Annotated in this window: 1 rRNA gene; it reads left to right on the forward strand. The window is 47.2% G+C overall.

The features are described from left to right. A 5S ribosomal RNA gene (gene rrf, locus L2755_RS22090) occupies window positions 1–102 on the forward strand; the annotation flags it as partial. Window positions 103–553 lie beyond the last annotated feature (451 nt).

Genomic DNA, 553 nt, shown 5'->3' on the forward strand with positions numbered 1-553 from the left:
AGCTGTGGCCCCACCTGATCCCATTCCGAACTCAGAAGTGAAACACAGTATCGCCGATGGTAGTGTGGGGTTTCCCCATGTGAGAGTAGGTCATTTCCAGGCGCCTATTTATTCTCGAGAGAGAAGCGATAAATCCCTAGCGCTCTGTGCTAGGGATTTTTTCGTTTAACAGCTTTTGAATGATTACTCTCACATGGGGAAGTAATGAGTGTATGCGAAGCATGCATCAATTCATGAGTAGGCCAAAATTATTCCCAACAATTTAAGGCACTTCCCACATCCCTGTGGGTCGTAGGGCGAATATCGCAATTGCGATGTGCTTATGGCCGAAAGTTGCTCCAGGCACTTTCTGCATTTCCCACATCCTTGTGGGTCAGCGCGGAGCTTTAGCGTAGCTGGCCATGACAGGCGCCGACTCTTTCTAATATTGGTCTCGAAAGAGAGTAACCGTCCGGCCAAGTACATCTTCAGCTTACCGCTTTGAAGTTCTATCTTAACAACTGACTATTACATCAGGAGTTAATATGGCTAAACGTTCTCATGCGGATTGGAC

Source organism: Shewanella abyssi (assembly GCF_023284025.1).
In the GTDB taxonomy this organism is placed as follows: Bacteria; Pseudomonadota; Gammaproteobacteria; order Enterobacterales; family Shewanellaceae; genus Shewanella; species Shewanella abyssi.